Source organism: Solimonas terrae (assembly GCF_011067135.1).
In the GTDB taxonomy this organism is placed as follows: domain Bacteria; phylum Pseudomonadota; class Gammaproteobacteria; order Nevskiales; family Nevskiaceae; genus Solimonas; species Solimonas terrae.
The window spans coordinates 240801-265863 of sequence record NZ_JAAMOW010000004.1 but is presented as its reverse complement, the minus strand read 5'-3'; the positions used below and the strand labels follow the sequence as shown (position 1 = coordinate 265863).

25 protein-coding genes are annotated in these 25063 nt (G+C 65.3%); 18 read left to right on the top strand and 7 right to left on the bottom strand.

Annotated features, from left to right (window positions below; all coding sequences use genetic code 11):
- Positions 1-42: 42 nt before the first annotated feature.
- The 5 genes from kynU (at position 43) to G7Y85_RS09395 (ending at position 5292) form a co-directional block, all read left to right on the top strand.
- Positions 43-1278 carry a kynureninase gene (kynU, locus tag G7Y85_RS09415; protein ID WP_174839754.1) on the top strand — a complete coding sequence of 412 codons (1236 nt, stop codon included), beginning with the start codon at positions 43-45 and terminating at the stop codon, positions 1276-1278.
- Positions 1275-2207 carry an alpha/beta hydrolase family protein gene (locus G7Y85_RS09410; RefSeq protein ID WP_166255422.1) on the top strand — a complete coding sequence of 311 codons (933 nt, stop codon included), beginning with the start codon at positions 1275-1277 and terminating at the stop codon, positions 2205-2207. The genes kynU and G7Y85_RS09410 overlap by 4 nt, the downstream gene beginning before the upstream one ends.
- A 72-nt stretch (positions 2208-2279) precedes the next feature.
- Entirely contained in the window at positions 2280-3047 is a 768-nt protein-coding gene (locus tag G7Y85_RS09405; protein ID WP_166255419.1) for an SDR family NAD(P)-dependent oxidoreductase, read from the top strand.
- Positions 3044-4660, top strand: a complete 1617-nt coding sequence (gene treF, locus G7Y85_RS09400) for an alpha,alpha-trehalase TreF (protein ID WP_166255416.1) — start codon at positions 3044-3046, stop codon at positions 4658-4660. The genes G7Y85_RS09405 and treF overlap by 4 nt, the downstream gene beginning before the upstream one ends.
- A 149-nt stretch (positions 4661-4809) precedes the next feature.
- Complete coding sequence (locus tag G7Y85_RS09395) at positions 4810-5292, top strand: hypothetical protein (protein ID WP_166255413.1); 483 nt, start codon at positions 4810-4812, stop codon at positions 5290-5292.
- Between the two features lie 6 nt (positions 5293-5298).
- Here G7Y85_RS09395 and G7Y85_RS09390 read toward each other — a convergent pair whose 3' ends face one another.
- Positions 5299-5874, bottom strand: a complete 576-nt coding sequence (locus G7Y85_RS09390) for a DUF2946 family protein (protein WP_166255410.1) — start codon at positions 5872-5874, stop codon at positions 5299-5301.
- 92 nt (positions 5875-5966) lie between these two features.
- Between G7Y85_RS09390 and G7Y85_RS09385 the strand changes: the two genes are divergently transcribed.
- Positions 5967-6650: a uracil-DNA glycosylase family protein gene (locus tag G7Y85_RS09385; RefSeq protein ID WP_166255407.1), complete on the top strand. Its 684-nt coding sequence runs from the start codon at positions 5967-5969 to the stop codon at positions 6648-6650.
- A 10-nt stretch (positions 6651-6660) separates the two neighbouring features.
- Here the strand turns inward: G7Y85_RS09385 and G7Y85_RS09380 are convergent, their stop codons facing one another.
- Positions 6661-7698 carry an AraC family transcriptional regulator gene (locus G7Y85_RS09380; protein WP_166255404.1) on the bottom strand — a complete coding sequence of 346 codons (1038 nt, stop codon included), beginning with the start codon at positions 7696-7698 and terminating at the stop codon, positions 6661-6663.
- 123 nt (positions 7699-7821) lie between these two features.
- Between G7Y85_RS09380 and G7Y85_RS09375 the strand changes: the two genes are divergently transcribed.
- Together G7Y85_RS09375 and G7Y85_RS09370 are read left to right on the top strand one after the other, a co-directional pair.
- Positions 7822-9318, top strand: a complete 1497-nt coding sequence (locus G7Y85_RS09375; RefSeq protein WP_166255401.1) for a flavin-containing monooxygenase — start codon at positions 7822-7824, stop codon at positions 9316-9318.
- 45 nt (positions 9319-9363) lie between these two features.
- Positions 9364-10527 carry a serine hydrolase domain-containing protein gene (locus tag G7Y85_RS09370; protein WP_166255398.1) on the top strand — a complete coding sequence of 388 codons (1164 nt, stop codon included), beginning with the start codon at positions 9364-9366 and terminating at the stop codon, positions 10525-10527.
- A 4-nt stretch (positions 10528-10531) separates the two neighbouring features.
- Here the strand turns inward: G7Y85_RS09370 and G7Y85_RS09365 are convergent, their stop codons facing one another.
- Entirely contained in the window at positions 10532-11068 is a 537-nt protein-coding gene (locus tag G7Y85_RS09365) for an HD domain-containing protein (protein WP_166255395.1), read from the bottom strand.
- 52 nt (positions 11069-11120) lie between these two features.
- On the bottom strand, positions 11121-12308 hold the full coding sequence (nhaA, locus tag G7Y85_RS09360) for a Na+/H+ antiporter NhaA (RefSeq protein WP_166255392.1): 1188 nt from the start codon (positions 12306-12308) through the stop codon (positions 11121-11123).
- A 178-nt stretch (positions 12309-12486) separates the two neighbouring features.
- On the opposite strand from nhaA, the gene G7Y85_RS09355 reads away from it, so the two are divergent.
- Entirely contained in the window at positions 12487-13077 is a 591-nt protein-coding gene (locus tag G7Y85_RS09355; protein WP_166255389.1) for a YceI family protein, read from the top strand.
- 187 nt (positions 13078-13264) lie between these two features.
- Here the strand turns inward: G7Y85_RS09355 and G7Y85_RS09350 are convergent, their stop codons facing one another.
- Positions 13265-13618, bottom strand: a complete 354-nt coding sequence (locus G7Y85_RS09350; RefSeq protein WP_166255386.1) for a YciI family protein — start codon at positions 13616-13618, stop codon at positions 13265-13267.
- 214 nt (positions 13619-13832) lie between these two features.
- Between G7Y85_RS09350 and G7Y85_RS09345 the strand changes: the two genes are divergently transcribed.
- From G7Y85_RS09345 to G7Y85_RS09330, 4 genes are read left to right on the top strand one after another with little or no spacing between them, the layout of a single operon-like run.
- Positions 13833-14258, top strand: coding sequence for a YciI family protein (locus G7Y85_RS09345; RefSeq protein WP_166255383.1), 426 nt, complete (start codon positions 13833-13835; stop codon positions 14256-14258).
- A 28-nt stretch (positions 14259-14286) separates the two neighbouring features.
- The gene (locus G7Y85_RS09340) at positions 14287-14703 is read left to right on the top strand and encodes a YciI family protein (RefSeq protein ID WP_166255380.1); all 417 of its coding nucleotides are present in this window, start codon (positions 14287-14289) and stop codon (positions 14701-14703) included.
- A gap of 26 nt (positions 14704-14729) precedes the next feature.
- On the top strand, positions 14730-15152 hold the full coding sequence (locus tag G7Y85_RS09335; RefSeq protein WP_166255377.1) for a VOC family protein: 423 nt from the start codon (positions 14730-14732) through the stop codon (positions 15150-15152).
- 16 nt (positions 15153-15168) lie between these two features.
- A complete protein-coding gene (locus G7Y85_RS09330) occupies positions 15169-16431 on the top strand; it encodes an RNA polymerase sigma factor (RefSeq protein WP_166255374.1) in 1263 nt (420 codons plus the stop codon).
- 7 nt (positions 16432-16438) lie between these two features.
- On the opposite strand, the gene G7Y85_RS09325 is transcribed toward G7Y85_RS09330, so the two are convergent.
- Positions 16439-16954 carry a hypothetical protein gene (locus tag G7Y85_RS09325; RefSeq protein WP_166255371.1) on the bottom strand — a complete coding sequence of 172 codons (516 nt, stop codon included), beginning with the start codon at positions 16952-16954 and terminating at the stop codon, positions 16439-16441.
- A 177-nt stretch (positions 16955-17131) separates the two neighbouring features.
- Between G7Y85_RS09325 and G7Y85_RS09320 the strand changes: the two genes are divergently transcribed.
- The 5 genes from G7Y85_RS09320 to G7Y85_RS09300 all read left to right on the top strand — a co-directional run bounded on the left by G7Y85_RS09320 (position 17132) and on the right by G7Y85_RS09300 (position 23220).
- Positions 17132-18415 (top strand): acetyl-CoA C-acyltransferase, encoded by a 1284-nt coding sequence (locus G7Y85_RS09320; protein ID WP_166255368.1) that lies wholly within the window; start codon positions 17132-17134, stop codon positions 18413-18415.
- A gap of 51 nt (positions 18416-18466) precedes the next feature.
- Positions 18467-18874, top strand: coding sequence for a hypothetical protein (locus G7Y85_RS20630; protein ID WP_366514938.1), 408 nt, complete (start codon positions 18467-18469; stop codon positions 18872-18874).
- A 130-nt stretch (positions 18875-19004) separates the two neighbouring features.
- Complete coding sequence (locus G7Y85_RS09310) at positions 19005-20303, top strand: hypothetical protein (RefSeq protein WP_166255365.1); 1299 nt, start codon at positions 19005-19007, stop codon at positions 20301-20303.
- 12 nt (positions 20304-20315) lie between these two features.
- Positions 20316-22280: an SNF2-related protein gene (locus G7Y85_RS09305; protein WP_166255362.1), complete on the top strand. Its 1965-nt coding sequence runs from the start codon at positions 20316-20318 to the stop codon at positions 22278-22280.
- Positions 22258-23220, top strand: coding sequence for a protein NO VEIN domain-containing protein (locus G7Y85_RS09300; protein WP_166255359.1), 963 nt, complete (start codon positions 22258-22260; stop codon positions 23218-23220). Before G7Y85_RS09305 ends, G7Y85_RS09300 begins: the two co-directional genes overlap by 23 nt.
- An 18-nt stretch (positions 23221-23238) precedes the next feature.
- Here the strand turns inward: G7Y85_RS09300 and G7Y85_RS09295 are convergent, their stop codons facing one another.
- Positions 23239-24909, bottom strand: coding sequence for a DNA cytosine methyltransferase (locus G7Y85_RS09295; protein ID WP_166255356.1), 1671 nt, complete (start codon positions 24907-24909; stop codon positions 23239-23241).
- Positions 24910-25063: the final 154 nt, after the last annotated feature.

The window sequence follows — 25063 nt, the reverse complement described above, 5'->3', positions numbered from 1 at the left end:
TAGTACAGTGCAGCGCCCGTTCAAATCTGGTCGATGACGACGATGATGTCCCGTGCCGGACTGGCCGCACTCGATGCCCGCGATCCGCTCGCCGCGCTGCGCGAGCAGTTCGTGCTGCCGGCGGGCGTGATCTATCTCGACGGCAATTCGCTGGGCGCGATGCCGCGCGCCGCCGCCGAACGCGTGCGACGCACGCTCGATCGCGAGTGGTCGCAGGATCTGATCAGGAGCTGGAACAGTGCCGGCTGGGTCGATCTGCCGCAGACCGTCGGCAACAAGATCGGCCGCCTGATCGGGGCACGCGACGGCGAGACGGTCGCCGCCGATTCGACTTCGGTCAACCTGTTCAAGCTGCTGGCGGCGGCCTGCCGCCTGCGCCCGCAACGTCGCGTGATCGTCTGCGACTGCGACGATTTCCCGACCGATCTGTACATCGCCGAAGGTCTCGCCGCCCTGCTGGGCGATCACATCGAACTGCGACGGGTCCGCGCCGACGAACTCGATGCGGCGATCGACGACGACGTGGCGGTGGTCTCCCTCAGCCACGTCAACTATCGCAGCGGCGCGATGCACGACATGGCGCGCATCACCGCACTGGCGCACCGGCGCGGCGCGCTGATGCTGTGGGACCTCGCGCATTCGGCCGGCGCCGTGCCGCTGCAACTCGCGGATTGCGATGTCGATCTCGCGATCGGCTGCGGCTACAAGTATCTCAACGGCGGCCCCGGCGCCCCTGCGTTCCTGTACGTCGCGCAGCGCCTGCACGACCGGCTGGCGACGCCGATCAGCGGCTGGTTCGGCCACGCCCAGCCATTCGCCTTCGAGGCGCGCTACCAGGCAGCGCCCGGCATCACGCGCATGCTGGCCGGCACGCCGGCCGTGCTCAGCATGGTCGCGCTGGATGCAGCGCTCGATGTCAGCCTCGCCGCGGCGCTTGATCAGGTGCGCGCGAAATCGATGACGATGTGCGACGCGTTCATCGAACTCGTCGAGCGCGAAGTCGACGGTCACGGCTTCACGCTGGCTTCGCCGCGCGACGGAGCACGGCGCGGCAGTCAGGTCAGCTTCCGCCACGAACAGGCCTGGCCGATCATGCAGGCCCTGATCGCGCATGGCGTGATCGGCGATTTCCGGGCGCCGGACATCCTGCGCTTCGGCTTCACGCCGCTGTATCTGCGCTACGCCGATGTCGGCGAAGCGGTCCGCATTCTCGGTGAGCTCATGCGTGGGGGTCAGTGGCGTGCCGACGCATACCGGACGCGCAGCACGGTGACATGAGTCGCCGCCTGCTCGCGTTCGCGGCCATCGCCCTGCTCGCGGCCTGCAGCTGGAATCCGAAGTCGTCGACCGAACCGGAGCCGCACATCATGAACTGGAGTGAAGTCGCCGCCCTTCCGCAACCGCCGGCATTGCCGCGGCTCGCCTATGGCGACGACCCGCTGCAGTTCGGAGAATTGAGCCTGCCGCGCGGCACCGGTCCTTTTCCGGTGGTGATGCTGATTCACGGCGGCTGCTGGCTGTCCGACTTCGACTATCGGCATGTCCGTCCTCTCGCAGCCGCGATCACGCAACAGGGTTTCGCGGTCTGGAACGTCGAATACCGTCGCCTCGGCAATGACGGCGGCGGCTGGCCGGACACCTTCCTCGATGCAGCGCGCGCGCTCGATCATCTGCGCGCGCTGGCGAGCGACCATCCGCTCGATCTGCATCGCATCGTCGTCGTCGGACACTCGGCCGGCGGCCAGCTGGCGCTGTGGCTGGCGACGCGCGACGCGCTTCCTGCCGCCAGCCCCCTGCATGTCGAGCATGCGCTGGCGATCGCCGGCGTCGTCGGGCTGGCGCCCATCACGGACTTGTACCGCTATCGCATCGGTGCGCCGGGCAGCTGCAATGCGGCCGTCGACCCGCTGCTCGGCGGCACGCCGGAGCAGGTCCCCGAGCGCTACGCCCAGGTTTCGCCACTGCAGCGGCTGCCCTTGCGCGTGCCGATCTGGCTGATCCACGGCGACGACGACCGGATCGTCGTCGGCGCGGATCTGCAGCGCTTTGCCGATGCGGCACTTGCGGCGGGCGATCGTGTCGGGCTTCTCCGCGTGGCGGATGCTGGACACTTTGAAAATGTCGTGCCCGGTTCCTCGGCCTGGCCGGCCCTGCTGACGGCCCTGCAGTCCTTCCGCAAGGGCGAGGCGCCGGCGCAGCCGCACTGAGCGAGCCGACCGCTTCGGCTGACGTTCATGCGCCGCGCGCTATGTTCGAACGCCGCCACGCGAGGAGGCAGGATGAGATTGCAAGGCAAGGTGGCGCTCGTCACCGGTGCCGGCCAGGGCATCGGTCGGGCGATCGCGATGCGGCTTGCCGACGAAGGGGCCGACATCATCGTCGAGGACCGGCTCGACAGTGACAGCGCGGAACGGACGCTGCGCGAAGTCGAATCGCGCGGCCGCCGCGGCGCGGTGATCGCCGGCGACGTCGGACGCGCCGCGGACGATCGGCATGTGATCGAAGCCGGCGTCTCGCGCTTCGGTCACATCGACATCCTCGTCAACAATGCCGGCGTCGAACGCCGCGCCGAATTCTGCGACGTCAGCGAAGCCGATTACGATCTGGTTCTGAACGTCAACCTGAAAGGCGCGTTCTTCGTCACCCAGGCCTTTGTCCGCCAGTTGCGCGACGGCCAGCGACCCGGCCGTGTCATCAACATCAGCTCGGTGCACGAAGAACTGCCGTTCCCGCATTTCACGAGCTACTGCGCGAGCAAAGGCGGCATGAAGATGATGATGCGCAATCTGGCGATCGAACTGGCACCACTGGGCATCACGGTCAACAACGTCGCGCCGGGCGCGATCGAGACGCCGATCAATGCCAGCCTGCTCGGCAATCCGGAGCTGCTGAGCGCGCTGCGCGGCAAGATTCCGCTGCGGCGGCTCGGCAAGCCGGGCGATGTGGCCGCGGCGGTCGCCTATCTGGCATCGGACGACGCTGGCTACGTGACCGGCACGACGCTGGTCGTGGACGGCGGCCTGCTGTGGAACTACAGCGAGCAATGAACGGCGACGGCACACCGCTCAACATCGCGGAGCGGGTTTCGCGCATCGCGCAGGCCGACACGCTGACGCCGGCCGACCGCTATCAGGAACTGTTCGTGGCGGTGCAGACGCAGCGCGTGTTCAAGGACAGCAAGACCTTCGTCGACTGCGCGCCGAACCGCGCGCCGGAGCAGATCGTCGCCGCCTACCATCACGAGAAGTCGCAGGCCGACTTCGATCTCGCCGCGTTCGTCGCCCGTCATTTCACGCCGGAGGCCGAACACGCCAGCGACTATGTGCCGGACCCGGACAAGTCGCTGCGCGATCACATCGACGCGCTCTGGGACGTGCTGACACGCGCGCCGCAGGAGCACCTGCCGCAATCGTCGCTGCTGCCGCTGCCGAATGACTATGTCGTGCCGGGTGGGCGTTTCGCCGAGCTCTACTACTGGGATTCGTATTTCACGATGCTGGGTCTGGCCGAGAGCGGGCGCCCGCATCTGCTGCGCGCGACTGCCGACAACTTCGCGTACCTGATCGATACCTACGGCCACGTGCCGAACGGCACGCGCAGTTATTACCTGAGCCGCTCGCAACCGCCGCTGTTCGCAATGATGGTCGAGCTGTTCGAGACCAAGGGCGTCAAGCCGGCGTTGCACTATCTGCCACAGCTGCGCAAGGAATACGCGTACTGGATGGACGGCGCCGACGATCTGCGCCCCGGCGAAGCACGCCGGCACTGCGTGCGTCTCGACGACGGCACGCTGCTGAACCGCTACTGGGACGACCGCGACTCGCCGCGCGAGGAATCCTATCTGGAGGACGTGACGACCGCTCATCGCAGCACGCGGCCGGCGCACGAGGTCTATCGCGACCTGCGAGCCGGCGCAGCCAGCGGCTGGGACTTCAGCTCGCGCTGGCTCGCACATGAGGACGACCTGTCGAGCATCCGCACGACCGCGCTGCTGCCCGTCGATCTCAACAGCTTCATGTACAAGCTCGAAACCCAGCTTGCGCGCCTGAATCAGGCCTGCGGCGATCACGACGATGCCGAGCAGTTCCGCGCGCGCGCGGCGACGCGCAGGAACGCGATCCGCACCCGCTTGTGGGACGAGCAGCAGAGCGCCTTCGTCGACTACGACTGGCAGCTCGACTGCCGGCGCGAGGCGCTGACGGCGGCGGCGGCGACGCCGCTGTACGTGCGCGCGGCCAGCGCCGAGCAGGCGCAGCGGCTGGCCGAAACGATGCGCGCGCGCCTGCTCGACGACGGCGGCATCGGCACCAGCGAGATCCGTTGCGGGGAACAATGGGACCGCCCCAATGGCTGGGCGCCGCTGCAGTGGCTCGCACTGGAAGGTTTTCGCCACTACGGCAACACCGGGTTTGCCGACGAGATCGCCAGACGCTGGTTGCTGACGGTATCCAGTCTCTACGAACACGAAGGCAAGCTGGTCGAGAAATACAGGCTGCGCCACACGCCGGACGGCGCCGTCGGCGGTGGCGGCGGTGAATATCCCTTGCAGGACGGCTTCGGCTGGACCAATGGCGTGACGCGCAAGCTGCTGCATGAAAATCCGCGCCATCACGCCAACCACAGCCGCGCCGGCCGGCCGCGCAAGGCGGCCGGGCACTGACAAGCGCGGCGCCGCGATCAGGCCAGAAAAGTCGCATCGTGTTACCGTGTACGACGGCCGACATGCGGAATGACGACATTCCCGCATCCGCGAAGCAGCAGTTCGCGCCCCACACAGCGGCCGTTCCCATCGCGCCCAAGGAGGCGAATGTGGCAGTCAGCAGCAAGCCGCGCAGTGTCAGCGGCAAGAAGAAGGCCGGCGCGCAACTGGGCGCCGACGGCGTCTACTATCCCAAGGAATACTTCCTCGGCAGCGACGAGCGCTATCACCCGCCGGGCTCGTTCCTCGGCACCGACGGCAAATACCATCCGGCCGGAGAAATCCTGTTTCCGGACGGCAAGTACCGCCCGGAAGGTTATTTCCTCGGCGAGGACGGCCAGTACCATCCGCGCAACTCGTTCGTCGGCGTCGACGGCAAATACCATCCGCCGGGCGCGTTCCTCGGCATGGATGGCAAGTACCACCCGCGTGGCTGCTCGCGCGGCGAAGACGGCAAGTATCACTACAAGGGCTCCGAGCTCGGCGCCGACGGCAAATATCATCTGGACCCGTCGCTGGCCGCCGACGCGGGCGCCGATCATCTCGATCCGAAAGAGCGCTTCCGCCGCAACCAGCTGGGCGTCGACTGCTGAGCCGCTTCAGGCCGGCGCCGACGGCACGCGCACGAAACCGAGTTCGGCTTCGACATCCTCCGCATCGAGGCGGATCAGCGGCAGACACCGATTCTCCAGACGCAGCTGCAGCGGCGTCTGCGTACCGGAGCGCAGTGCCAGGGCTGCCGCCAGTTCCTCGTCCTGCAGCAGGCTGCCGGCGCCGCTGATCCTTTGCAGCGCCCAGTCCAGCTCGGTGTCGGCGAACGCCGCGGCACCGTGTTCGGTGGCCAGCAGCAGCGAGCCTTCGGCGTCGATGAACCCCCGCGATGCACGCAGGACCGGCAATTCGTTGTGCGTCAGCAGCTGCTCGCCATCGTCGGCAACGCGCAGCACGAACGGCGCGACTTCGAGCTTCATGTAGCCGCGCTGCGGGCCGTTCTGGAAATACCAGCAACCGCGCTCGTCGACCGCGTAGTTGCGATTGATCGTGTCGATGATCTGCGGTCGCGTGATCGGCTCACCGCGGATCAGCCAGCGTCCGCGACGATCGAGGCTCAGCCAGTCGTACAGCGCCGGCACATTCGGCCAGCGCGCGAGCGCGCGGTACACCCAGTCTTCCACGTCGTCCTCCGCCGTTCGGGCATGATGCGCGCTCATTGTAGGAGCGTCGCACGGCGCACCATCCGATCCCTTTCCACTACCCCGTCTCCGCCATGTCCGACACGCTGCTCAGCTCCGCGCGGATTCTCGCGTTTCGCGAACTTGCCGCCGACACCGACGGCATCGATACCGAGTGCTATGCACGCTTCGACCGCGATCCGCTGGCGCCGCTGGTGGCGCACGGCAATCCGGATTCGCCGATCGGCTTCTTCGGTCGCGACCCGGGTCGCGATGAAGTGCAGCACCAGGAACCCTTCATCGGCGCCGGCGGCCAGCTCGTGCGGCGCGCGCTGTACCAGCATCGTCATGGCCTGCCGCTGCCGAACTTCGCGGCATCGCGCGAAATCGGCCTGCACTACTTCTGGGCCAACACGGTTCCGTACAAGCCGGTCGGCAACAAGGCCTGGTCGACGAAGATCAAGAAGCGCTTCCAGCCGCTGATGATGCAGGTGCTGCTCGATGCCTGGAGCGGCGAGCACCTGATCGTGCTCGGTCGCGAGGCGTTCTTCTGGTTTGGCCTGAATCGCGACAAGGCCGACATGCACGCACTCGAGTCGTTCTGGGAGCGCGATGATCGCTACGAAGCGTCGATCGACGTGTCGCTGAACGACGGTCGCGGCCGCTCACGCCGCGTGGCGCTGCATCCGCTGCCGCATCCGTCGCCGCTGAACGCGACCTGGTACGGCCGCTTCCCGGGCCTGCTGGCCGCGCGCCTGCAGGCGCTCGAGCCACGCTGAGCGACGCCGCTCAGAGCGGCGCCTGCGTCCCGCCGATCGGGCGGGCGGTCTGTTGTCGCAGTGCCGACGGCGTCATGCCGAACCAGCGGCGGCACGCGCGCGTCAGCACCGATTGTTCGGCGTAGCCCAGCATGCCGGCGAGTTGCGTCAGTGGAATGCGTGTTTCGCACAGATAGCGCTGTGCCAGCTCGCGCTGCACCTCGTCGCGCAGCGCGTCGAAGCTCGTGCCCTCGGCGTCGAGGTAGCGCTGCAGCGTGCGTGGATGCAGCTTCAGCATCGCCGCGATCGTGCACTTGTCGCTGCGCGCCGTGCCCAGTGTACGGTGCAGCAGATGGCGGACACGCGTCGCCAGCGTCTGCGCGGGATTGCCGAAATTCTGCGCGAGATAATCGACGGCAATGCGCTGCAGCGACGGGTTGACGGTCTGCAGTCGCAGTTCGAAGGTTTCGCGCGCGATGTGCAGGGCGCCGTGTCGTTGCGCGACGTGCACCGGCGCGCCGAAGAAGCGGGTGTAGACCGACAGCGGCGCGATCGGCGTGTGCGGCAGGCTGACCGCCTTCAGCGCATAGGGCCCTGCGAGCAGTTCGATGAAGTGGTGCACGTCCCCGAGACAGACATCCATCGTCTGACGCAACACACCCTGACCCGGCACCTGCAGTTCGAAACGCACCTCCGCCGCACCGGGCACCAGATCGCTGTCCGCATGCACGCTCAGCGCCATGCCGCGACTGTGCATGAACAGATAGCGCGAAATGATGTCGAAGGCTTCCGCGACGGTCGGCGCGTGCTGCATCGCAATTGCCAGTGGCCCCAGCACCGAAATGTCCTGCTGATCGGCGAGACGCAGGCCGAAGTCGGGACAGGCGGTGATCGCGGCGCTGTCCTCGAACAGCTGTGCGGTCGCGCGCAGCGGCAGCAAGGCATCGTCGTCGAGCAGCAATTGCGGATCGATGCGATAGCGGCGCAGCAGGCGCTCGGGATCGGCGCCGAGCTGACGCATCAAAGCGCTGTAACCGCGCAGACCACTCGCCCGGACCATGGCTGTCATGTCTCCAAAAGTCGAATTCTTGTCTCCCGTTGTCAAGTCTGGATGGCCGGACGGCCACAGACTGAGCCGGCATTTTTGGACAGGGTGACGGCAGAAGACCGCACTTTCCGGAGGAAGAACTTGATGAACACGCATTACGACGTCCTGATCATCGGCGCGGGCCTGTCGGGCATCGGCATGGCCTGCCGGCTCACCCGCGAATGCCCGGACAAGCGCTTTGCGATCCTCGAACGCCGCCAGGCGATCGGCGGCACCTGGGATCTGTTCCGCTATCCCGGCATCCGCTCGGACACGGACATGTGCTGCTTCGGTTTCGAGTTCCGGCCCTGGGACGGGATCAAGGTGATGGGCGACGGGCCGATCATCCGCGAGTACGTGACCGACACCGCGCGCGAGTACGGCGTCGACAAGAAAATCCAGTTCGGCCAGAAGATCACGCAGGCCGCGTGGTCGAGCGAAACCGCGAGCTGGACCGTGACCGCGCTCGATGAAGCGAGCGGCCAGGAACGTCGCTACACCTGCAGTTATCTGATCAGCTGCACCGGTTACTACAACTACGACCAGGGCTTTCTGCCGGAATTTCCCGGCGAGGCGCGCTTCCACGGCCTGCGCATCCATCCGCAGCACTGGCCGGAACAGCTGGACTACAAGGGCAAGCGCGTGGTCGTGATCGGCAGCGGCGCGACCGCCGTCACGCTGGTGCCGGCGATGGCGCAAGGCGGCGCGCAGCACGTGACCATGCTGCAGCGCTCGCCAAGCTACATCTTCTCGATTCCGGCCTACGACAAGGTTTCCGAATTCCTCTGCAAGCTGCTGCCGGAACGCTGGGTGTTCGGCTTCGCGCGCCGGCGCAACATCTTCTTCCAGCGCGCCTTGTACAAGGCAGCGAAACGCTGGCCGGAGCGGGTGCGTGCGTTCCTGCTCAACGGCGTCAAGAAGCGCCTGCCGGAAGGCTACGACATGCGCCACTTCACGCCGCGCTACATGCCGTGGGACGAACGCCTGTGCGCAGTGCCGGATGCCGATCTGTTCAACGCGATCTCGGCCGGCAAGGCCTCGGTCGTCACCGATCACATCGAGACGTTCACCGAGAACGGCATCAAGCTCCAATCCGGCAAGCAGCTGGAAGCCGACATCATCATCACGGCCACCGGCCTCAACATTCAGCTGTTCGGCGGCATCGACGTGACGCTCGACGGCCACCGCGGCGATGTCGGCAAGCTGATGACCTACAAGGGCACGCTGATCCAGGACGTACCGAACCTCGGCATCATCGTCGGTTACACCAACGCGCCATGGACCTTGAAAGCCGATCTTTCGTCGCGTTACCTCTGCCGCCTGTTCAAGTACATGGACGACAAGCAGATGCGCGTGTTCACACCGCGCGCGCCACAGGGCGAAATGCTCGACGAGAACATCCTCGGCTCGCTGGGCTCCGGCTACATCCGTCGCGCCGATGACCTGTTGCCGCGTCAGGGCCGCGCGCTGCCGTGGCGCGTGCTGCACAACTACGAGCAGGACCGTCCGATGTTGCTGAAGGACCCCGTCGATGACGGCGTCCTGCAATTCACGCCGGCACCCGAATCCGCGAACGCGGAAAAGGTGTCGCTGGCCGCCTGACGCGTCATCGTCCACCCGTACAACAAGAACGAGGAGCTTCGCTTCATGTCGATGAAGACGCAGATTGACGCCGTGCTCAGGCAGGCCACCGACGCCGGCGCCGTGCCCGGCGTGATCGCCATGGTCACCGATCGCGACAAGGTCCTTTACGAAGGGGCGTTCGGCCGCCGCGCGCTTGATGGCGACGCACCGATGACACTCGACACGGTCGGCCTGATCGCGTCGATGACCAAGGCGCTGACCTCGGTGGCGGCGCTGCAGTTGCTCGAAAAGGGCCAACTCGATCTCGACAGTCCGGCCTCGACCTGGCTGCCGGCACTGCGTGATGTGCAAGTGCTCGACGGCTTTGCAACCGACGGCAGCCCGATCACGCGCGCGCCGAAGCAGCCGATGACGCTGCGCCATCTGCTGACGCATACCTCGGGCTTCGGCTACGAATTCCTCAGCACCGACGTGCAGAAATTCCAGGCCGCGACCGGCACGCCGAGCGTGCTGAGCGCGACGCGCGCCTCACTGCAGCTGCCGTTGCTGTTCGATCCGGGCGAGCGCTGGGAATACGGCATCGGCATCGACTGGGTCGGGCAGATCGTCGAAAAGCTCAGCGGCCAGACGCTCGGCGACTATCTGGCCGAGCACGTGATGGCACCGCTCGGCATGGCCAGCACGGCGTTCACGATGACCCCGGACATGCGAGCGCGCAAGGCCAAGATCCATCAGCGCGTCGACGGCAAGCTGGTGCCGCTCGAACTCGAACTGCCGCAGCCGCCGGAAATCGGCCTCGGCGGCGCCGGCCTCTATGGCACGGTCGGCGACTATCTGAAGTTCGTTCGCATGATCCTCAACAAGGGCATGGGCGAACGCGGCCGCGTGCTGCGCGAGGACACCGTCGCGCTGCTGTCGCAGAACCAGATGGGTGCGCTGACCGTGCCGTCGGTGAAGACCGCCAACCCGATGCTGTCGAACGACATGCCCTTGCCGCCGGAGATTCCGCATCAGTGGGGTCTGGCGACGATGATCAACACCAGGCCGCTGCCCACCGGCCGCGCTGCCGGCAGCCTGATGTGGGCCGGTCTGACGAACTGCTACTACTGGATCGACCCGCAGACCGGCATCGGCGGTGTTTTCCTGACGCAGATCCTGCCGTTCGCCGACGTGCACGCGATGCCGCTGTTCCTCGCGTTCGAGTACACGACCTACCAGAGCCTGTAGCGGCTCACCAGCGCAGCATCGGCATCGGGCTCCAGGGATGCGTCAGCAGCCGCCGGCCCGAGAGCTGCAGCAGGCGTTTGTGGAAGCCGGCGTTCGGAAAGGCCTCGCGCAGCGCCCGGCGCCATTCGGCGGACAGGCCGAAGCCGAGACGACCGAGCGCGACATCGCACCAGTCGGCCTGACGGAAGGCTTCGATCAGCGCCGCCGGCGCGACACGATAGCGTCCGAGCTTGTGATGCTGGTCGATCATGGCGCCGACCTCGTCCGCCCACTCGGACTTGCCGATTGCCGCGAGATGGGCCTCGGCGCGCTGCCGCGACGGCGCCAGATAATCGAAGGTCCCGTCGGTCCAGATACCGAGATCGTGGAACGCGGCGGCGATCGCGATCTTTTCGAGTTGCTCCGAACTCGCCGCGCACAGTTCCGCGCAGAGATTGACGACGCGGTAGCAGTGGTTGCGATAGGCCTGAAAGTCCGGCCCCAGGGCATCGCGATGCGCATCGAGCAGCGCGTCCAGCGTCGGGATCTCGTGTCGCAGCATGGTCATCTCCTGAACCGCCGACGCCGAGCATGGCACGGCGACGCGGCGCGGGCTACGTTGTCGCGCGCGGCGCCGCGGCACGCAGCAGGACGATGCCGACCACGGCCGACAGCAGCGAGGCGGCCAGCACACCCAATTTGGTTTCCCGCATCAGCTCGCCACCGTCGCCGAAGGCCAGGCCGCCGATGAACAGGCTCATCGTGAAGCCGATGCCGCACAGCAAGGCGACGCCATGCATCTGCCGCCACGAGGCCTGCACCGGCAGCTGGGCACGGCCGCTGGCGATCGCGAGCCAGGCACAGCCGAGCACGCCGAGCTGCTTGCCGACGAACAGGCCGGCGATGATCCCGAGCGGCACCGGCTGCAGGACGGTCTGCACGCTCATGCCGGCAAACGAGACGCCGGCATTGGCGAAGCCGAACAGCGGAATGATCAGGAATGCGACCCAGTGATGCAGACCGTGTTCGAGCCGGTGCAGCGGCGCAGCCGCATCGGTGCGCGACGCTGCGCCGTTGGTGCGCAACGGTATCGTCAGCGCCAGCATCACGCCGGCCAGCGTCGCGTGAATGCCGGACTTCAGCACCAGCCACCACAGCACGACGCCAAGCGTCAGATAGATCGACAGCCGGGTCACGCCGCAGCGATTGAGAATTGCCAGCACCGCCAGCACCGCACCGGCGCCAGCCAGCGCGACGAACGACAGCTGCTCGGTATAGAACAGGGCGATGACGATGATCGCGCCGAGATCGTCGATGATCGCCAGCACTGCGAGAAAGACTTTCAGCGATGGCGGCACGCGCGAACCGAGCACCGCCAGCACGCCGAGCGCGAAGGCGATGTCGGTCGCCATCGGGATCGCCCAGCCGCGCAAGGCCGCGACATCGCCACGTGCGAACAGGAAGTACAGCAAGGCTGGCACGATCATGCCGCCAAGCGCGGCGATGCCCGGCAGGATGCGCTGCGACCAGCTGGCCAGCTGGCCTTCCAGCATTTCGCGCTTGATTTCCAGACCGACGAGCAGGAAGAACAAGGCCATCAGGCCATCGTTGATCCAGTGCAGCACACTGAGCCCGCCGACATGGCGGTGCAGCACCTCGAAGTACGGCGCGGCCAGTGGCGAATTGGCGACGATCAGGGACAAGGCCGCGGCGGCCATCAGCACGATCCCGCCGGCGGATTCCTCATGCAGGAAGTCGCGCAACGACTGCAGGGGATGTTGGGAAGCGTGTTCGGCGGGCATCGGCAGTGTCCGGGAAGCGGGTTGCCGGCAGTGTAGTGGACCCGTCACGGCCGCGGCTGTCACGATCGTCAGCCAGCGTCCTCGCGCGACGGCGGCGCCTGTCGATTCCGGATACGCTCGATCGTCGTTTGCTCATGGCCCGCACATCGGCGGGCCGCATGCCTTTGGGAGAGATGGAATGCGACTGAAGAACCGGCTGACTGCCGCCGCTGCGCTGGCCGCACTTGCCTGCACCGCCGCGCAAGCGGCACCGACGCGTTACGAAATGGACCCTGCCCACACCTACCCGAGCTTCGAAGCCGACCACATGGGCGGCGTCTCGGTCTGGCGCGGCAAGTTCAATCACACGCAGGGCACGCTGCTGCTCGATCGCGCGGCGCGCAGCGGCTCGGTCGATGTCACGGTCGACATCGACAGCGTCGATTTCGGGCTCGACGTGATGAACGAGAAAGCCAAGTCCGCGGAGTTCTTCGACGCCGCGAAATATCCGCAGGCGCACTACACGGGCAAGCTCGCCGATTTCGTCGACGGCAAACCGACGCGCGTGATCGGCGAACTGAACCTGCACGGCGTCACCAAACCGCTGACGCTGAACGTCGATTCGTTCAAGTGCATCCCGCATCCGCTGTATCCGAAACGCGAACTGTGCGGGGCCGACGCGCTGGCAAGCTTTCAGCGCGACGACTTCGGACTCGACGCCGGCAAGGACTACGGCTTCAACATGACCGTGACGCTTCGCATCCAGATGGAGGCACTGCAGGCCGAATAAGCGGCGGCGCACGGCAGCTCGCGACGCCTATCCGGTTTTCCCGGAGAGCCTGCGAACCAGTCCGTCGTCGCGAGGCCGCGAAGCGGCCGTGGCGATCCAGATGCAGCGTATGCGCTGGGAGCCGCCGGATTGCGCCGTCATCTTCGGCGCGTCGCCACGGCGAATCCGGTCGCTTTTCAGACTTTCCCTAGAGAAAGCAGGGCCCGGTTTCGCGTACTTCGACGGTTGCCCATTCGGCGGCGGGGCATTCGGCGGCGATCGCCAGCGCCTCGTCGCGGCTCGCGCAATCGAGCAGGAAGAAGCCGCCGATCATCTCCTTGGCTTCCGAAAACGGCCCGTCGATCACCGCCTGCCGACCATTGCGCGATTCGACGCGCGTGGCCTGCGCATCGGATTTCAGCGACTCGACGGCGAGCAGCTTGCCGCGCGCCTTGAGCGCCGTGCCGAATGCCACCATGCGCGCGTACACCGCTTCACCCTGTTCGGCACTGCGCTGTTCGCGCTGGCCGCGCGGTTCGACGATCAACAGGGCGTAAGACATGGCATCTCCTTCGGGGCCGCGGGACGAGCAGCACGGCAAGGCGTCGGATCGTCGCCAAGCGACCGGCAAAAATCAAGGCCGAGACCGGCAGCACGCAAGTGACCGAAATTTGTCCGATGATCATGTCGATTTGCACCGGCGTCGCTCGTCGTCTGCTGGAGCGCCGACATTCCGGAACCGCCGGACGGCAGGATCAACATCCAGGAGCACGACAATGAAATTCATGGTGATCGTCAAGGCCGATGCCGATTCGGAAGCCGGCGTGATGCCGGGTGAAGCCGTCATCACGGCGATGACGCGCTACAACGAAGAACTGGTGCAGGCCGGCGTCATGCTCGCCGCCGACGGACTGCATCCGAGCGCCAGGGGTCTGCGCATGCGCTTTTCCGGCAAGCAGAGGACGATCACCGACGGACCGTTCGCGGAGGCCAAGGAACTGATCGCCGGCTACTGGATCTGGCAGGTCCGGTCGCGGGAAGAGGCGATCGAGTGGCTGAAGCGCGCGCCTTTCGACGGCGGCACGGAAATCGAACTGCGGCAGATCTTCGAGATGGAGGATTTTGCCGAACACATGAGCCCCGAACTGCGGGCGCAGGAAGTCAGCCAGCGCGAGCGTATCGCCCGCACCGGCCGGCACTGAAGCTTTGGCACTTCCAAGGAGAACCACGATGCGCTTCATGATGCTGATGATCCCCGGCGGCTACGAATCCGCAGCCCCGGGCACGATGCCGGACGCAGGCGCGGTCGCGGCGATGATGAAATACAACGAGGCCCTGCAGCAGGCCGGCGTCCTGATTTCGTGCGAAGGACTGCATCCACCGTCCGTCGGCGCACGCGTGCGCTTCGACACCGGCAAGCCGGTGGTGCGCGACGGCCCGTTCGCCGAAGCCAAGGAAGTACTCGGCGGTTACTGGATGATCAAGGTGAACTCGCGCGACGACGCAATCGCCTGGGCGCAACGCTGCCCGGCCGGCGCCAACGAAGTCATCGAAATCCGCCAGGTCCAGGAATTCGACGACTTTCCCGCCGACGTGCAGACCGCCGCGGCCGGCTTCCGCGACATGCAGACCAACAAGGCGTCGTGAGTCACATTCCCGAACGGAGAGGCAACATGAGCACACTGAGTCCCTATCTTTTCTTCGACGGCAACTGTGCCGAAGCCATGCAGTTCTACGCGCAGGTACTCGGCGGCAAGCTCGACATGATGCGGCACGATCAGGCGCCGCCCGATGCGCAGGCGCCGCAGCAGCCGGCCGAGCGCATCATGCATGCGCGGCTGAGCACCGACAGCCTGGTCCTCATGGCCTCGGACTGGATGGCCGGTCAGGCCTTTCCGGGCGCATCCGGCTTTTCGCTGTCGCTCGGCTACCAGGACATCGCCAGGGCACGTGCGACGTTCGACGCGCTCGCGGCCGGCGGCGAAATCCGCATGCCGTTCGGCGAGACGTTCTGGTCCCAGGGTTTCGGCATGCTCGCCGATCGCTACGGCACGCCGTGGATGGTCAACGTCGAAGCGCCGGCCGCCGCGCCGTGAACGGCATGCCCCGCGCATGACGACCGACATCCGGCGCACGATCGATGCCGTCTGGCGTATCGAATCGGCGAAGCTCATCGCCAGCCTCGCGCGTCTCATGCAGGACGTCGGGCTGGCCGAGGAGCTGGCGCAGGATGCGCTGGTCACCGCGCTGGAACAGTGGCCGCAGACCGGCGTGCCGGACAATCCAGGTGCCTGGTTGATGACCACGGCAAAGCGCCACGGCATCGACCTGCTGCGCCATCGCACGATGCAACTGCGCAAGCAAGGCGAGCTGACGCGCGAGATCGAGGATCAGCTGCTCGCCGTACAGGCCGGCACCGATCCCGATCTCGACGATCACGTCGGCGACGATCTACTGCGGCTGATGTTCACGGCCTGCCATCCGCTGCTGTCGCGCGAGGCGCGCATCGCCCTGACCCTGCGCCTGCTCGGCGGCCTGACGACCGACGAAATCGCACGCGCGTTTCTGGTTCCGGAAGCGACGATCGCGCAGCGCATCGTCCGCGCCAAGCGGACGCTGAGCGATGCGCGTGTGCCGTTCGAGCAACCCGCGCGCGAAGCGCTGGTCGAGCGCCTCGCCTCGGTGCTCGAGGTGATCTATCTGATCTTCAATGAAGGCTATTCGGCGACCGCCGGCGACGACTGGATGCGACCGGCCCTGTGCGAGGAAGCGCTGCGTCTCGGCCGCATCCTCGCCGGTCTGGCCGCGAACGAAGCCGAAGTCCACGGCCTTGTCGCGCTCATGGAAATCCAGGCGTCGCGCGCGGCGGCCCGTGTCGACGCCGACGGCGTGCCGGTGCTGCTGCTGGACCAGAACCGCGCGCGCTGGGATCGGCGCGCGATCGGGCGCGGACTTGCGGCGCTGACGCGGGCCGTCGCCCTCGACGGCGCGCTTGGCCCGTACGCACTGCAGGCTGCAATCGCCGCCTGCCATGCCCGTGCGCGCAGCGCCGCGGACACGGATTGGGCGCAGATCGCGGCGCTGTACGCCACGCTGGCCGAACGCACGCCGTCGCCGGTCATCGAACTCAATCGCGCGGTCGCGGTGGCCATGGCCGAAGGTCCGGCCGCGGGGCTGCTCATCGTCGACGCGCTGCGCAGCGAAGCATCACTGCGCCACTACCATCTGCTGCCCAGCGTGCGCGCCGATCTGCTCGCCAGACTGGGCCGCTACGAAGACGCGCGGACCGAGTTCGAGCGGGCCGCGAGCCTGACGCAGAATGCACGCGAGCAGGCCATGTTGCGGCAGCGCGCCGCCGACTGCGCACGGCACTGAAGGCAGCTCAAGGATTCGCGGCCGGATCGAGGTACGGCACTTCGATGTCATCGAGGCCGGCGCGCATTGCGGCCTGCTCTTCGGCCGGCAGACGCCGGAAGTCCGCACGGCGATACGCGCGGTCGGCGCAATCCCGCGCGTAGGTCTGCTTCACCCGATTGATCGCATCGATCGCCTGCCGATGCCGGGCGATGTCGGCATTGAATGCCTGCAGCTCATCGTTGTGCTGCTGGCGCCGCTGTTGCAGATCGAGCGTCGCTCGCAGGTCGCTGCGATCCAGCCCTGCCGCCTCCGCCTGCAAGGCCGCCGAGCGCTGATCGAGCGCGCTGCGACGTGCATCGAGCCGCGCGCCATTCGCAAGCAGCCGCGCCGCCTCGCTGCGCAACTGGCCGACCTGGCTGGCGCAAACGTGCAAGGCGGCGGCGTCGAGCGGCGGCGGCGCGGCGTGCGCGGGCGCCGCGGCCAGCATGGACAGCCCAAGGACGCAAGGGACGATCTGTCGAACAGAGAACAGCGCGGTCATGCCCGGTCTCCTCCTGATAGGCGAAGCACTGTATCGGAGCTGCGACAACATGCACCATGTCCCGGCGCGAAAAGACAGGGCACCGCCGCTGCCGTGCGCGCCGATCGCCGGCGTGTCCCCGATGCCCGGGCGCACAGGTCTAGAATCCGGACACCCTTACGCTGACGGAGTACTCGCATGGTCACGACCGCTGCGCATCCCGAAATCTGGCTGGCCTGCGGCGTGCGTACGCCGTTCACCAAGGTCGACGGCGCACTGGCGCAGCACGATGCGATCGCGCTGTCCGTGCCGGTCGTGCAGGCCATGCTCGCCAAGGGCGCGACGCCGGACTTCGCGGTCTGGGGCAGCGTCGTGCCGAACCTGACCTGGAGCAACATCGCCCGCGAGATCCTGATGGAGGCCGGCGCGCCGCCGACGATCACCGCGTTCTCGACGATCATGGCCTGCTCGACGAGCATGATCGGCGCGTTCGAGGCGGCCGGCATGCTCAACGATTCGAGCCGGCAGCTCGCGCTCGTCGGCGGCGTCGAAAGCATGAGCCGCGTGCAGGTCGGCCTGACGCAGACGCTCAGCGACTGGCTGCGCAAGTTCCAGAAGGCGAAGTCGGTCGGCGACAAGTTCGCGGCGATCCGCGATCTCAAGCTCGGCGATGTGAAGCTCTACATCCCGGCCGTCACCAACCGCACGACCGGCCTGTCGATGGGCGAGCACACCGAGATCACCGCCAAGGAATGGCAGATCCCGCGCGACGCGCAGGACGCCTCGGCCCTCGCCAGCCACCAGAATTCGGTGGCGGCCTGGGAACGCGGCTTCTTCGACGATCTGGTCGTGCCGGTCGGCGACGTCAAGCGCGACGGCATTCCGCGCAAGGACACCTCGCTCGAAAAACTCGGCAAGCTGCCGCCGGCCTTCGACCGCAAGAGCGGCCAGGGCACGCTGTCCGCCGGCAACTCATCGCCGCTGACCGACGGCGCCGCCGCGATCTGGGTCGGCACGCAAGCCGGCCTCGCCAGGCTGTCGGCGAACACGCCGCGCGTGAAGCTCGTCGACTGGGAAATCGCCTCGATCGACTTCCGCCACGAAGGCCTGCTGATGGCGCCCGCGTTCGCGATCCCGCGCCTGCTCGCGCGCCACGGCCTGAAGTACGAAGACATCGCGCTCTGGGAAATCCACGAGGCGTTCTCCGCGCAGCTGCTGTTCCACATCAAGGCGCTCGAAGACAAGGCGTTCCTGCGCGATCGCGCCGGCGTGAACTTCGAGTTCGGCGCCTTCCCGCGCGAGCGCGTCAACCCCAACGGCGGCAGCGTCGCCATCGGCCATCCCTTCGGCGCCACCGGCGCCCGCATCCTCAGCCAGTCCGTGAAGGAACTCGCCGCGATGCCCGCCGGCACGCGCGCGATTGTCAGCATCTGTGCCGATGGTGGGCAGGGGAGCGTGGCGTTGATTGAGAGCGTGGGCTGAAGCGGCGCCACAACAGCGTGTGAGTGCTCCGATCCTATAGGTGCTAGGCAGGTGCAGCGGCCAGCATTATCCGTACGCCACCACCCAGCAGCGAACGGACTTGGATACGGTATCGAAGCGGTGCTGTTAGGAGACCATGAGCCGGATCAAAGCGCGGGATACGCGCCCGGAGATGGCCGCCCGGTGACTCGTGCACGCCATGGGATATCGCGATACCGTCTCCACGCTTCCCGCCTCCTAGGCAGGCCGGATTTGATCTTCAGGAAAAGGCGGAAGGCCATCTTTGTCCACGGGTGCGTCTGGCGCGCGCATGCCTTTTGCCCGCTAGCCAGAATTCCAAAGTCGCGGACCGCGTTCTGGGAAGGTAAATTCACCGCCAACAAGGCTCGTCACGCAGGGGCTCGGCGAAGCTCGAGAAGATGGGCTACCAAATGCTTACAGTCTGGGAATGCGAGGTGAGCGATCTGGATCGGTGGGCCGGGAAGCTGAGGGCGTTTCTGGGCTAGAGTTCTTTTGGTTGACGAAGCGCTGGTGCGCCGCCAAGCGAGGTCTGTGGCGTGTTCAATAATCAAAACGAGCAGGGGAAAATATGGTCGTCTCGGCATCCGTCCGTAAGGAGAAGCTCTCCGAGCTTCTGAAGTCGAAGCCTGAAGGAACGCAGAAGCTCTTCTACAAGGGTCGAGCGCAGACCTTTCCCGTCCACCGGATCAGCCTGGACTTGCTGATCTTCAATGAGCACAACGGCCGTATCGAAGCCGAGATGCTCACTTGGATGCAGGAGCATCAGGCCCCCACGGCGTACACTCAGGAAAAGCACGACAAGATCAAGTCGCTGCTGTGGGAACTCAACGAGGGAAGGAATGAGGCAACCCTCGCTGACCTCAAAAAGAAGCAACAGCAGCGGCCAGGCATCGTCAGCCTGGATGGCGTGATCATCGATGGCAACCGTCGCGCGATGCTGTTGGAGCGTCTGGGAATCCAAGAGCATCAGCCGCAGTACCTCGAGGCGATCATCCTGCCGGATGCCTATGCCGATAATGAGAAGGAGATCGTCCGGCTCGAGACGCAGTACCAGCTCGGCGAGGACGCCAAGGTCGAATATGGGCCGATCCAGAAGTACCTCCATGCTAGGAGGTTGCGTGTCGATCTCGATATCAAAGAGGAAGAGATCGACTCGCTCATGGGCAGGGAAAAGGGATACGCCGCCCGGCTTCTTGCAATCATGCAGCTGATGGACGCCTACCTCGATCACATTGGCTGTCCTCGGCTCTACACGATGCTGAAGGATGCTGATGGGACCAAGGAGGGGATGTTCGTTGACCTCTATAGTGACCTGAAGCGGATCGAGGGGAAGAACGCCAAGGTCCCCTGGGTCCAGGACGAGTTCGACCAGCTCCGCCTGCGCACCATCCAGTTCGATTACATACGTTTCGGGGAATTCGCCGACGCGAAGAAGTCGTACCGCGCCATCTCCCATCAGGGCAACAGCAAGAACTTCTACTGCCACGAGGACATTTGGAGGGAGTTCGCGGGGGAACACGGCAAGGTGGTGGATCCCATCACCGCGACTGCGGATGACCTTGAGACGTACATAGCCAAGAATCCGCATCACGGGACGAAGACCGAGGCGGCGATTGCACGCGACCGTGAGTGGCGGGATACCGTCGATTCCGCGATGAAGAGGAACTTCGGCACCGCCGGGGACAAGCTGTACTACCGGATGGAGGTCTTGAAGCCGCGGGAATTGCTGGTCAAGGCGAAGCTCGCATTGGAGAAGATCGACATCGAGGACGATAGCCTGATCGCCGACCCTGACAATCTGACTCTGGTCCGCGAATTGAATCAGCTGACGTACGAGATGAAGAAACGCTTCGAGCGGCGGGGCTGATCGGACCGGATCATGGACAAGGTCCAGCTCGGATACCTGGAGGCCGAGAAGGCGGTGACGATCACCGGAGCCGGGCCGCGGCTGTTGCGCAGCCCGATGTTCGCCGCGCACTTCTGCAAGGAAGGAGGACAGACTGGACCGGATGGGACACTCCGTCTCCCGACCGGAACGAAGAGCCTGTCCCAGCAGTTCCGGACCATCGAGAAGCTGCTCCAGAACGCTGGCGTCGGGTTTGATCTCGAGCGTGGCATCTCATCGGCTCTCGACGCCGTCAGAGAGGAGTCGGAGGAGTTCGCCAGATTCAGCGCCCTTGCAGCCGAGATTTGGGGTCGCAACCTCGATACGGAAGAGTTCCGGAGATTTGTCGCCGCGGTCGAGGCTGCGTGCGTCGGCCGCACCTTCTATCGGAAGCAGCTTCTGTCGGCGTTCCACCTTGCCTTCGCCCATAACGCCTGCAACTTCTCGGTGCCTGGCGCGGGCAAGACATCAATCGTCTACGCGGCATATGCCTACCTGAAGGCGTCACCGGCGGTGGACGGGAAGGCGATCGACCGACTGTTGATCGTCGGCCCCCTGTCGTCCTTCAAAGCTTGGGAGGACGAATACCGCGCGATCTTCAACAGGACCCCGATTACGCGGCGAATCTCTGGCGCCACGCCGGCGGAGGACCGGAACGACTACCTGAAGGGCATCACACCTGAGGCGCGAGGTGTTGAACTGACGTTAACCTCATACCAGACCCTGGCCAACTCAGAGGAGGGATTCACGGCCTTCCTGCGTAGGTTCGGGCCCTCGACAATGATGGTTCTGGATGAAGCGCACTACATTAAGAACGAGGATGGCTTCTGGGCGGCAGCAGCGTTGCGGTTGGCTCGCCTCGCCTCCTGCCGCGTGGTGCTTACGGGCACCCCTGCCCCGAACGGGTACGAGGATTTGGTCAACCTGTTCCGGTTCATCTATCCGATGCGGGATGTTGTCGGATTCCCAAGCTCGACCCTCCGGGCGATGTCCGATGGGTCCATGGAGCGGGCCGTCCCCCAGCTGAAGGAGCGCATCAAGCCGTTCTTCACCAGGATCAGGAAATCGGATCTCGGCCTCCCGCCCTTCGAGGAGCATCGCGTCCCGGTTCCCATGGGCGCCGCGCAGGAGCGGATTTACCGGCTGCTGGAGACCAAGATCGTTCCGCAGTTCCGGCGGGACTTGGCGAGCGCCAATGTTCCGATGAGGGTCAGGGCTAGGCTGATCCGGCTGCGGCAGGCCGCGGTGAACCCTGAACTTCTACTGCTGCCAATCGAAAGGGATGCACTATTCGATGCCGGGATCGCCGCCGACTACTCGGTGACTGAGCAGGAGGTGGTCGAGCTGGTGAGGGCGTTCAACGTCGAACGAGACCTCGAGCGCCTGAAAATCTGCGAGAGGCTCGCCAGAACGACGCTGGATTCCGGCGGCAAGGTGCTCATCTGGTCCTACTTCCTTGGGAACCTGGACAGGCTAATGCGGCTGTTCCGGGGGAGTGTGCCTTTCCTCGAGAAGTTGACCGGCGTGACGCCGGTCGGCGGTGGTGACGATGACGCGCAGCTGCTTGGCACGCGCGAGGAGATCATCGACCGTTTCCATTCCACTCCCGGCCCTGCCGTCCTGGTCGCCAACCCGCAGGCGGTCGGCGAGTCGATCTCGCTGCACAAGGCGTGCAGGACGGCGATCTACTACGACCGGGACTTCAACGCCGGCCGCTTCATCCAGTCAAAGGACCGAATCCACCGCTACAACCCGGCCGGCGGCGGTCTGGTGTCTTACTTTTACCTGGGGAGTAGCGACACGGTGGATGACGATATCGACCAGCGGCTTCAGATGAAGGAGCGACGGCTCATCGACCTCGTCGATTCGGAGGACATACCGCTCCTCACCGCGTCCGGCGATGACGACGACGACATCCGCGCCGTGCTCGAGGCTTATGAGCGTCGCAAGGGAGTCTGACGGGCTGCTCGATGCCGAGCAGGTCCATGCGCTCTTGAACCTGATTGGTGGATCGTCGAGCCAGCCGACCCCGGACAGGCTCGCGCACGAAATGCGGGTCGCGAACTCGGCATCGATCGCGAGGACATTGAACACCTTGCGGATGCTTGGCAGGTTCAATGCCCTCCAGATCGTCGATGGCGAGGCCAGGCTCCGCGTCGGACAGGGCTGGCCCGCATCCAGATGGCGCGCGGAGATCGGCCGGATGACGGCGATCGAGATCGGTGCCCGTTTGGCGACCCGTGGCCCCGCTGGGTGCCTGCAATCGGGCGCAAACGGCAACGGGCTGTGGCTGGATTCACTGTCGCTGCCTGGATCACATGATGGCGTGTCCCTCTGGGTCGCCGAGTTTGGCGTGGCCGCCCGCGAGCGGGCCACGAGCCGATTGTGGCGGGTGGCCGACAACTTCGAATCGATCTTCCTCGATGCCGCACGCGAGGCGAATGTCCAACACTCCAGGCGGCGGGTGAGTACCAAGCAACTCGAGGCGAGGCGCGCGCGAGACCTAGAGAACGGGCTGCTCGCTGAGGAGTGGGTGCTGGCGAGGGAGAGGGAGCGACTGCATGGCCATCCGCTGCTTGATCAGGTCCGACGCATATCTGACGAGGACGTGTCAGCCGGTTTCGACATCCTGTCCTTCGCCTCCCTGAGTTCATTGCGGCACGACCTGCACATCGAGGTGAAATCCTACAGTGGCGAGCGGCGCTTCTTCTGGAGCAGGAACGAGCTGGAGGTCGCCGAGGAGCTGGGGGAGCAATACAGCCTGCACCTTGTCGACCGCGACTTGATGGCCACCGAGGGGTACACGGCCCTCGCCATCAGAGGCCCTCACTCGGCGTTCTTCCTCACCGGTCTGCCAGGCTGGCAGATCAGCGCGGATGGTTACGAGATCAGGGGCTGAGTACCGCGATAGCAAGGATCAGGCGGCCGATTTGATACGTCGCGTTCTCTGGATACCGTTCCCTTCGAGGTGAAGGTTCGCTGTGGAACCGACGAGAAGACCAGCGACGATCAGCGCCGAGTTGCGAGTCAGCTTGTTCACCCCCGGCAGGTGATCGGCGTAGCCTGCACCATGCTCCTCTTGGATCGCGTCATGTAATGCCGCGAGCGTGTATCTCTCGTGCTTCGTGAAAATAAGCGCCAGGGCGGCGCCCGCCTGGTCGAGCTGATCGAGAAGCATGAACGGCGTCGTCGCTCCGGGGCCCCGGTGGGACCAAATCCGCTGCATGTCACCGAACGACGCGCCTGAAAGGAAGCCCACGAGGGCTTCCAGTGTGCTGTCGACTCCCGTCCTAAGATCGCGGGACATCCGTTTGAGCAACCGCGCCTGCAGATGGTCATCAAGCCTCAAGCTAACGATCGACTTCGACGTTCCGAAGTAGAAATCGACACCCCAGGCCACTGGCTCCACGTCGACCCGGTTGGAGACCTCGAAACGCACGCCGCTCTTGAGCTGCAAGCTCGGGATGGCGAACTTGAAACGCCGTTTCAGGGGGAAGCGCGCGCCCGCCCGCTCGAGAGGAGCACTCTTGGCGAGTGGAACGGCGTGCTTGAACTCCGTCCCCACCACTTTCAGAGCACGGACCTTCTCCGCCTGTGTCCCGACCAATGCGTGGGCGAGGTGATAGGTGAAGGCCGGCGGGATCGCGTTCCCGATCATCCGGAGCTTGTGCGAATAGCTCTCAGCATAGAACTGGAAACTCAGCGGGAAACCTTGCAGGCTCGCCCGCTCCCTCACGGTCAGCCGGCGGTATTTCCCGGGCTGTTCCGGACAATCAATCACGATGCTCTCCCGCGACACGCGGGTACAGGTGGCAGTGATGGTCCGCACAGGCCGATCCTTCCGGTCGGGGAACGACATGGCGTTGTAGACGGTGTGCGTCGTCTTGGCCGCACGGTTGATACGGACCTCCTCGTCGTTGAGCGGCTCCTCAGGGACGTGATCTGTCAGCTCATTGGCCGCAATTTCGACGCCGAAGATTGGGTCCACGAGTTTCTTTTCCCGCAAGGCCTCGATGATCTGACCCAAGGTTAACCTTGGTGTGGTCTCACGATAACGGTCCAGCAGGTCGAAATTGAAATTGCCGGCGATGCAACGCATCCTTCGCTGGGGCACGCCGAACTCGGCCAGGTTGAGGACGCGGCTGTTGATCCCCAGCGACTGGAATCTGTGGAGGGCGCCTCGCTTCCTCGATTCCTTCTCAATGATCATGGCCATGCGCGGCACGTTCTCCATGGCCCAGACCTTTGGCCGGACGTGCTCAACGATCTCGAGGAACTTGATCACGTCCTTGAGTCCGTCTTTCAGGTCGCCGCTACCCCCGCGGTTGGAGAAAGAGAACTGGGTACACGGAGGGCTGCCAACGACGATGTCGATGTCCGCAGGAAGGTCGTCCAGCTCGAGCCGGCGGATGTCGACAGTTTGAGCCTGGTGATGGTTGTTCTTGAAGTTCGTCTCGTTGGCAATGCCCCAGCGCTCGTACGATGCGACAACCTCGATCCCAGCGAGACGGAGGCCCAGCGACCAGCCACCGACGCCTGAATACAGGTCGATAGCACGCAAGCTTTTCCCCTTCGGTTTCGTGGTCATACGTCGATTCAGCCGAGTCCGCCCCTTCTTTGATGGCGCATTATGCATTTAGTGGAGCCCCGGCTACCGACACCAACTTTTCGAAACTTACCGATCGAGAAACGATAAGCGAAGTCGGTTCCTGTGCAACTTCCGGCAGCTTGCGCCTTGGCAG